General features: G+C 67.9%; 4 protein-coding genes and 1 pseudogene. 1 reads left to right on the forward strand and 4 read right to left on the reverse strand.

Annotation, left to right across the window (positions count from 1 at the left end):
• Positions 1-9: 9 nt before the first annotated feature.
• Both BRAS3809_RS28790 and BRAS3809_RS35255 read right to left on the reverse strand, forming a co-directional pair.
• A pseudogene (locus BRAS3809_RS28790) lies at positions 10-504 on the reverse strand (M23 family peptidase); the annotation flags it as partial.
• A 105-nt stretch (positions 505-609) separates the two neighbouring features.
• Positions 610-1,323, reverse strand: a complete 714-nt coding sequence (locus BRAS3809_RS35255; RefSeq protein ID WP_008965534.1) for a peroxiredoxin — start codon at positions 1,321-1,323, stop codon at positions 610-612.
• A 501-nt stretch (positions 1,324-1,824) separates the two neighbouring features.
• Between BRAS3809_RS35255 and BRAS3809_RS28800 the strand changes: the two genes are divergently transcribed.
• Complete coding sequence (locus BRAS3809_RS28800; protein ID WP_008965535.1) at positions 1,825-5,523, forward strand: YhdP family protein; 3,699 nt, start codon at positions 1,825-1,827, stop codon at positions 5,521-5,523.
• Between the two features lie 15 nt (positions 5,524-5,538).
• On the opposite strand, the gene BRAS3809_RS28805 is transcribed toward BRAS3809_RS28800, so the two are convergent.
• Both BRAS3809_RS28805 and tyrS read right to left on the reverse strand, forming a co-directional pair.
• Entirely contained in the window at positions 5,539-6,801 is a 1,263-nt protein-coding gene (locus tag BRAS3809_RS28805) for an MFS transporter (RefSeq protein ID WP_008965536.1), read from the reverse strand.
• A gap of 55 nt (positions 6,802-6,856) precedes the next feature.
• Positions 6,857-8,110 (reverse strand): tyrosine--tRNA ligase, encoded by a 1,254-nt coding sequence (tyrS, locus tag BRAS3809_RS28810; RefSeq protein ID WP_008965537.1) that lies wholly within the window; start codon positions 8,108-8,110, stop codon positions 6,857-6,859.
• Between the last annotated feature and the right edge of the window lie 60 nt (positions 8,111-8,170).

An 8,170-nucleotide genomic window follows, 5' to 3' on the forward strand; every position in this document is an offset into this window, starting at 1 on the left:
CGTGTCTCAGGCGCGCGCGGGCGCGCGGATCGAGCCGGTGATGTCGGGCATGCTGCCGAGCGCGGTGGCGCGGCCTTCGAGCGCGCTCTGGCGCTTGAGGATCTGATCGAGCTTCTGGTCGAACTGCTCCTGGTCGAGCAGCTGCCGGCTGGTGGCGCGGTCGACCTTGGCGCGCAGCTCGGCGATGCGGTCCTCATAGGCGTATTGCATCTCGGCCTGGCGCGCGATGAGCCGCGTCAGCACGTCATCGCGGAACGCGAAATAGGTCGCGGTCGCCGCCGACCAGATGCCGAGCAGGCTGACGGTGCCGACCACGATCCAGAACACGACCGGACCGATCCGCACCTGCTTGCCGGCATGCACCAGCGTGTAGTCGCTCTGCGACGCGGCAGCGGCCGGAGCAGGCGCCGGATGCGGCGCGGGCGCGCGCCGATGGTGAGCGTGCCCGCGGTCATGAGGATGGTGCTGGGGATATTCGGCGTGATGGCCGGAACGATGCGACATCGGCACTCCCGCGCCGGCTGGAGCTCGTTACGTCCAGCGGCGTCATTTACGGGAGCGATTTGACCCCTGCATGGTTAATTTTTCGCCAACGCTGTCCGCGCCGGTCTACAGCTCGCGTGCGGCGGCGAGCACCGCATCGGCATGGCCGTCGACCTTGACGTTGCGCCACACCTTGGCGACGCGGCCGTCGGCGCCGATCAGCACGGTGCTCCTGATGATGCCGAGAAACTTGCGGCCATAGAGCGACTTCTCGCCCCAGGCGCCATAGGCCTCCAGCATCTCGTGCGTCTCGTCGGAGATCAGCGGCACCGCGAGGTCGTGCTTGTCGCGGAAATTGTCCTGCGCCTTCACCGAATCGGCGGAGACGCCGAGCACGGCGGTGCCGGCGGCGGCGAAGTCTTGAGTGAGGCGGGTGAAGTCGATCGCCTCCTTGGTGCAGCCGGGCGTGTTGGCCTTGGGGTAGAAGAACAGCACCAGCTTCTTGCCGGCATAGTCGGCCAGCGAAACGGTGCCGCCGCCGTCGCGCGGCAGCTTGAAAGCCGGCGCCTTGGCGCCCTCGGCGAGCCCCGCGGCAGCGGTGGCCGGAGCGGCCGTCTTCGCCGGCTTGGCCTTGGCCGCGGGCTTGGCGGCCGAAGGTTTGCTGGTCACGGCCTTTGCAGCCTTGGCCGCGGGCTTCGCGGTGGTCTTCTTGGCCGGTTTTGTCGTTGTGGGCTTGGCCGTCTTCTTCGCGACTTTCTTGGCGGCGGTGGCGGCGCGGTTCCCGAGGGCGTGTCCGTACGACGCCGGATTGGAGGATTTCTTCCGTGATTCCTTTGACATACGCCTTCCTTTCGTCGCTTTCCGCGGCTCAACAATGAAACTATCCCGGTTCTTGTCCGGTGTCCCGGGATCGATCTGAGTCCGTGCTTTTCGCGGGTCGCGGCCGATGCCTCTTGCGACGCTGCCGAAATCACGGGTACCAGCAAGCATGAGTACCAGTTCCATGACGACTCTCGTACCGTCTCCGGATCAGATGAGCCTGCGACAAATTTCGATCGAACCCGGGGGCGCCACGGTCCACCGCCACGAGCGGGTGGGCAAAGGCGAGGGCGACGGGATATAGTGACGGTGATTTGGCGCTTTGCCCGGCCGCCGGTGCGGGCGCGAGCGCAGCGGATGGTTTGAGAGAGGCCCGCTCGCGCGGGACGTGACGGGGACGCAGGCCATGCCGGCGAGCCAGGGGAGCGCCCGGTGAACGGGCGAGGCATCACCGGCGACCAACCTGGCCAAGGCCAGTTTGGCACGAATAGTTCGGACACCAGGGGCCAGCACCGAGAGGCAATGGCAAGACAGACATCACCCCAGCGGCCCCATCTGCAAGCGGACACCCAGGGCCAGCAGTGGGATGACGCCGATTGGCACGCGGCTGAGCATTCCGAGGAGCATGTCGAGCATGACGAGGCCGCCGAGCAGCGCGCCCGCCGGCTGCTGTCGCGGTCGGATTCGAAGCTGAGCGGCGGCCTTTCGACCGCTCAACCGCGGCGCGGCCGCGTCTTGCGGCGATTCGTGGTGTCGCTCGGGCTGCTGGTGCTGATCCTGGCCGTCGGCTTCGCCGGGCTGTGGCTGCGGCTCGGCGCCGGGCCGATCAGCCTGGATCTCGCGACGCCATGGCTCGCTGCCGCGATCGAGGACAATATCGGCCACGGCAATACGGTCGAGGTCGGCGGCACCCAGATCGAGCGCGCCGGCCGCATCCGCGTCGCGGTGCGGATCCGCGACATCGTCGTGCGCGACCAGGATCACGCCATCGTCGCCAGTGCCCCCAAGGCCGAGGTGCGGCTGTCCGGCGCCGCGCTGCTGATGGGGCAATTGCGGGCCGAGAGCCTGAAGCTTGTCGACGCCGAACTCGCCATCCGCATCACGCCCGACGGCACCGTCACCGTCTCGACCGGCGAGACCAGCAAGCCGCTGGCCACCGGCGTCGCCTCCAAACGCGATGCCGGCCTGCCGCCGACCTTCCCGCGTCCCGGGCAGGCCGCTGCGCCGGCGCCCGGCTCGCCCCAGGCCGCGGCACCGCAGGCCGCGCCGGCAAATCCGCCAGCCGCAGTGCCGTCCAGCCCGGCGACGGCCCAGAACGGCCTGCTCGCCGGCCTCGACTGGCTCGACAGCCTCAGCCTGACCGGGCTCGACGGCCAGAACCTGAACGAGATCGGCCTGAAGAACGGCGTGCTGATCGTCGACGACCAGCAGCGCGGCAACAAATGGACGTTCGAGAATATCAGCCTCAGCCTGCGCCGCCCCTCCGGCGGCGGCGTCGCGCTCAGCCTGGGCGAGGAGGGCGCCAAGCCGTGGCTGCTGCGGGTCCTCGTCGGACCGCCGGCCAACGGCGTGCGCAGTGTCGACATCAAGGCCGACAAGGTCTCGACCAGCAACATCCTGCTGGCGCTGCGGCTGAAGGATCTGACCTACATGGCGGATCTGCCGCTGACGGGCGAGATCAAGGGCGAGCTCGGCCGCGACGGTCTGCCCACCTATCTGCGCGGCAAGATCAACATCGGCGCCGGCAACATCATCGACACCGATACGCCAGACTATCCGATGGCGATCGACTCCGCCGAGATCAACATGGAGTGGGACGCCAGCCGCCGCGCGCTGGTGGCGCCGCTCAAGGTGATCTCGGGCGCCAACCGCATCACGCTCAACGCCCATCTGGAGCCGCCGAACGACGGCGTCAACGACTGGCGGCTCAACCTGAGCGGCGGCACCATCCTGCTCGGCGCGATTGCCAATGATCCGCCGCTGATCTTCAACCGCATCTCGATCAATGTCCGGTTCGACACCGAAGGCAAGCGCGTGCTGCTGACGCAGGCCGAGGTCTCCAACGGCGAGATCGGCGTCGCCGGCACCGGCAGCGTCGACTATGCCGGCGAGCCGCGGCTCAAGCTCGGCTTCGCCGCGACGCCGATGCCGGCGCTGGCGATGAAGCGGCTCTGGCCGGCGCTGATCGTGCCGGAGGTGCGGGCCTGGGTGATCGAGCGCATCGAGCGCGGCAACGTGCAGCGGATCGACATCGCGGTGAATTCGCCGACCCGCAACCTGCCGCGCAAGGGGCCGCCGATTCCGGACGACGGCCTCGACGTCAACGTGATCGCGACGAACGTCACGGTGCGTCCGGTCGACGGACTGCCCGCCGTGCGCGATGCCGACATGAAGGCGCACGTCACCGGGCGCACCGCGACGGTGACGGTCGGACAGGGCGCCGCCGACACCCCGGCCGGCCGCAAGCTCAATTTCTCCGACGTCGTGTTCGAGGTGCCGGACATGGCGCCGAAGCCGTCGCCGTCGCGCGTGCGCATGCGCGTCGACGGTCCGGTCGCCGCCGCTGCCGAGATCCTCGCCTCGGACCGACTGAGCGACATGTCCTCGATTCCGATCGATCCCGCCCAGACCAAGGGAACGTTCCAGGCCAACGTCAATCTCGCGATGCCGGTCAAGGGCGAGCTGACCAAGGCGGACACCAACTACACGGTGACCGCCGATCTCAGCGGCTTCGCTGCCGACAAGCTGGTGATGAACCAGAAGCTCGAGGCTAACACGCTCAAGATCGTTGCGAACACGCAGGGCTATCAGGTCAAGGGCGACGTCAAGATCAACGGCCAGCCGGCGACGCTCGACTATCGCAAGCCGACCGACGGCGATGCCGACATCCGGATGCAGGCGACGCTCGACGACGCCAGCCGGGCCAGGCTCGGCCTGGATCTCGGCTCCGCCATGACGGGCGATGTGCCGCTGAAGCTCAATGGCAAGATCGCCGCGGCCGCCGATCGCGACAGCCGGATCGGAGTCGAGGCGGATCTCTCCAAGCTGAAGCTCGACAATCTGCTGCCAGGCTGGGTCAAGACGCCCGGGAAGGCGGGGAAGGCCACCTTCAACGTCGTGGCGAAACCGCAATCGACGCGCTTCGAGGACATCAACATCGAAGGCGGCGGCGTGTCGATCAAGGGCTCGCTCGAGATCGACCAGAACGGCGACCTGATGAACGCCAACTTCCCGACCTATTCACCGTCCGAGGGCGACAAGACGCAGATCAAGGCAGAGCGCGGCCAGGACGGCGTGCTGAAGCTGACGATGCGCGGTGACGTGTTCGACGGCCGCGGCTTCCTGAAGTCTGCGATCTCGGGCACCAACAAGGATGCCGACAAGACCAAGTCGCGCTCGAGCATCGACTTCGACGCCGAGATCAAGCTCGGCGCGGTCGCCGGCTTCAACGGCGAGGCGCTGCGCGGCGTCGATGCCAAGGTCTCCCGGCGCGGCGGCGCCTTCAAGGCCTTCAGCCTGAGCGGCAAGGTCGGCCGCGACACGCCCGTGACCGCCGATCTGCGCGTCGGCCGCGAGGCGGATCAGCGCGGCCGGCGGCAGGGCCGCGAGGTGATCTATCTCACGACCAACGATGCCGGCGCGCTGCTGCGTTTCGCCGACACCTATTCCAAGGTGCAGGGTGGCCAGCTCGAGCTCGCCGTGGAGCCACCGACCGCGGACACCAGCCCCAAGGAGGGGCTGATCAACATGCGCGACTTCACGGTGCGTGGCGAGCAACAGCTCGATCGTGCCGTGGCGGGCGGCGCACAGGGCGGCGGCCAGGGCGGCGGCATCGGCTTCACGGCGCTGCGCGCCGAATTCACCCGCCAGCCGGGGCTGATGTCGTTCCGCGACGGCATCGTCCAGGGGCCCACGATCGGCCTGACGATCGAGGGCAACATCGACTACAACAACAACCAGGTGCGGATGAACGGCACCATCGTGCCGGCCTACGGCCTCAACAACATCTTCGGCCAGATCCCGTTCTTCGGGCTGATCCTCGGCAACGGCAACAAGGAAGGCCTGATCGGCGTGACCTACGAGGTGGTGGGCACGCCGAGCGCGCCGGTCATGCGCGTCAATCCGATCTCGGCGATGGCGCCCGGCGTGTTCAGGAACATCTTCCAGTTCAACACCGGCCGGCAGCCCTATCCGCCGGCGGAGGTCGCGCCGAACAACTGATCTCGCGAGCGGCTCTCAGCGTCGCAGCGCCGGCACCACCAGGAACGGGATCATGCCGATGACGACGCTGATGAGCGCGAGGAGGATCACGGCATCATAGCCGTGCGTGAGGTCGTGGATGACGCCGCCGCTCCAGGAGCCCAGCGCCGAGCCGAGCCCGCTGCCGATCGTGATGGTGCCGTAGATCGTGCCGAGCCGCTTGCCGCGGAAGATCTTCATCGCGGTCGCCGACAATAGCGGTCCCCGCGAGCCGATCATGCTGCCGAAGCAGATCACGAAGCCGCCGAGCAGGACGACATTGGGCCAGAACTGCAGCGCCCACAGCATCAGGATGCCCGCGATCGACACCGCGTAGGAGAACAGCACCGACGGTCGGCGCCCGATCAGCCCGTCGAGCGCGGAGACGCCGAGCATGCCGAACAGGAGCACGACGCCCGAAAAACCCCAGGCGGTGGCGGCCTGCAGCGGCGCGAAGCCGGCATCGATCAGATAGGCGACGACCTGCGGCGCGATCGCGTACATGCCGATGGCGGTGAAGAAGAACGTCGCGAACAGCGCCCAGAACGCGTGATGGCGCAGCGCGCGCGACAAGGTCCAGGCGTCGTCGGCAAGCTCATCGGTGACCGGCCTGGTGATGTGCGGTGCGCCCGCGGCAAACAGCCGCCAGGGCAGCAGCGCCAGCGGCACCAGCAGGAGGAAGGCGGCGGCGCCGAACGACTGATAGGCGCTGCGCCAGCCGATCGAATCGATCAGCAGCTGCGAGCCCGGCAGCAGCAGCAGCACGCCGGCGCCGGTGCCCGAATAGATCACGGCCATGGCCGTCGAGAGCCTCGCGCCGAACCAGCGTCCGAGCAGGATCGAGTTCGGCACGTTGCCGATCAGCGCGATGCCGGTGCCGACGCACAGCCCGATGCTGAGCTGGAATTGCCACAGCGCCTGCGCATGCGCTGCGGCCGTGAAGGCGGAGCCGAGCAGCAGCAGTCCGAGGGCGTAGACGGCGCGCGGTCCGGAATGGTCGAACAGCCGGCCGATCAGCGGGGCGGCGAGGCCGCCCGCCAGCGCCGTCAGCGAATAGATCGAGACCACCCCGGCGCGGTCCCAGCCGAAACTGTCGGAGATCGGCTTGAGGAAGACGGTGAAGCTCTCGCCGAGGCCGCGGCCGAGCACGGACAGCGCAAAGCACAGGCCGAGCACGACCAACGCCGTGCGCTCCGCCTGGGGCGGCCGGCTCGGCGTCTCCTCGGTCTGCGCAGGCTCTTGCGGCGCGCTGATCGTCATGCCGCCAGGGAGCGCCGAACGGCGCGCCCTGACAAGCAGGCAAAAGCGAATGCCCCTATGCAGGCTTGACCAGCACGTGTCGCTTCTTGCCCAGCGACAGCTTGATCACACCCTCGCTGGTGAGCTCCGCAGCCGTCAGCGCCATCTTCTCGTCGGTGACCGCGACGTCGTTGACCCTGAGGCCGCCGCCCTTGATCTGGCGCCGCGCCTCGCCGTTGGAGCCGACGAGGCCGGCCTTGACGAAGGCATTGAGCACGCCGAGCCCGGCGTCGAGCTCGGACTTGGCAACCTCGATCGTCGGCAGGTTCTCGGCGATCGCGCCTTCCTCGAAGGTGCGGCGCGCCGTCTCGGCTGCGGTGCGCGCGGCCTCTTCGCCGTGCAGCAGCGTGGTGGCGGCATCCGCCAATGCCTTCTTGGCCTCGTTGATCTCCGCACCCTCTAGCGCGCCGAGCTTCTCGATCTCGGCCAGCGGCAGGGTCGTGAACAGCTTGAGGAACTTGACGACGTCGGCGTCCTCGGTGTTGCGCCAGTACTGCCAGAACTCATACGGGCTGCACTGGTCGGCGTTGAGCCAGATCGCGCCCTGCGCGGTCTTGCCCATCTTGGCGCCGGAGGCGGTGGTGAGCAGCGGCGTGGTCAGCGCGAACAGCTGCTCGGTGCCCATGCGGCGGCCGAGCTCGACGCCGTTGACGATGTTGCCCCACTGGTCGGAGCCGCCCATCTGCAGCCGGCAGCCGGTGCGGCGGGCGAGCTCGACGAAGTCGTAGGCCTGGCAGACCATGTAGTTGAACTCGATGAAGCTCATCTCCTGCTCGCGCTCCAGGCGCAGGCGCACGGAATCCATGGTCAGCATGCGGTTGACCGAGAAGTGCCGGCCGATGTCGCGCAGCATCTCGATCCAGTTCAGCTTCGTCAGCCACTCGGCGTTGTCGAGCATGATGGCGTCGGTGGCGCCGTCGCCATAGCGCAGAACTTTTGCGAACACGCCGCGGATCGACGCCTTGTTGGCCTCGATCTCCTCGACCGTGCGCATCGCCCGCGTCTCGTCCTTGCCGGAGGGGTCGCCGACCATGGTGGTGCCGCCGCCCATCAGGGTGATCGGCTTGTTCCCGGTCTGCTGCAGCCAGTACAGCATCATCATCGTCAGGAAGTTGCCGATGTGCAGCGAGCGTGCGGTGCAGTCGTAGCCGACATAGGCGGTCGCCTGGCCCTTGGCGGCGAGCGCATCCAGGCCCTCGAAATCCGAGCACTGATGAATGAACCCGCGGCTCTGCAGCACGTTCAGGAAATCAGACTTGAAGCCAGTCATTGTCAGCGACTCTGAGCATTTGTTTACGGTATCGGCCGCTTGTCGCGGCCGTGTGCGGAG

The organism is Bradyrhizobium sp. STM 3809, assembly GCF_000239795.1.
Lineage (GTDB): Bacteria > Pseudomonadota > Alphaproteobacteria > Rhizobiales > Xanthobacteraceae > Bradyrhizobium.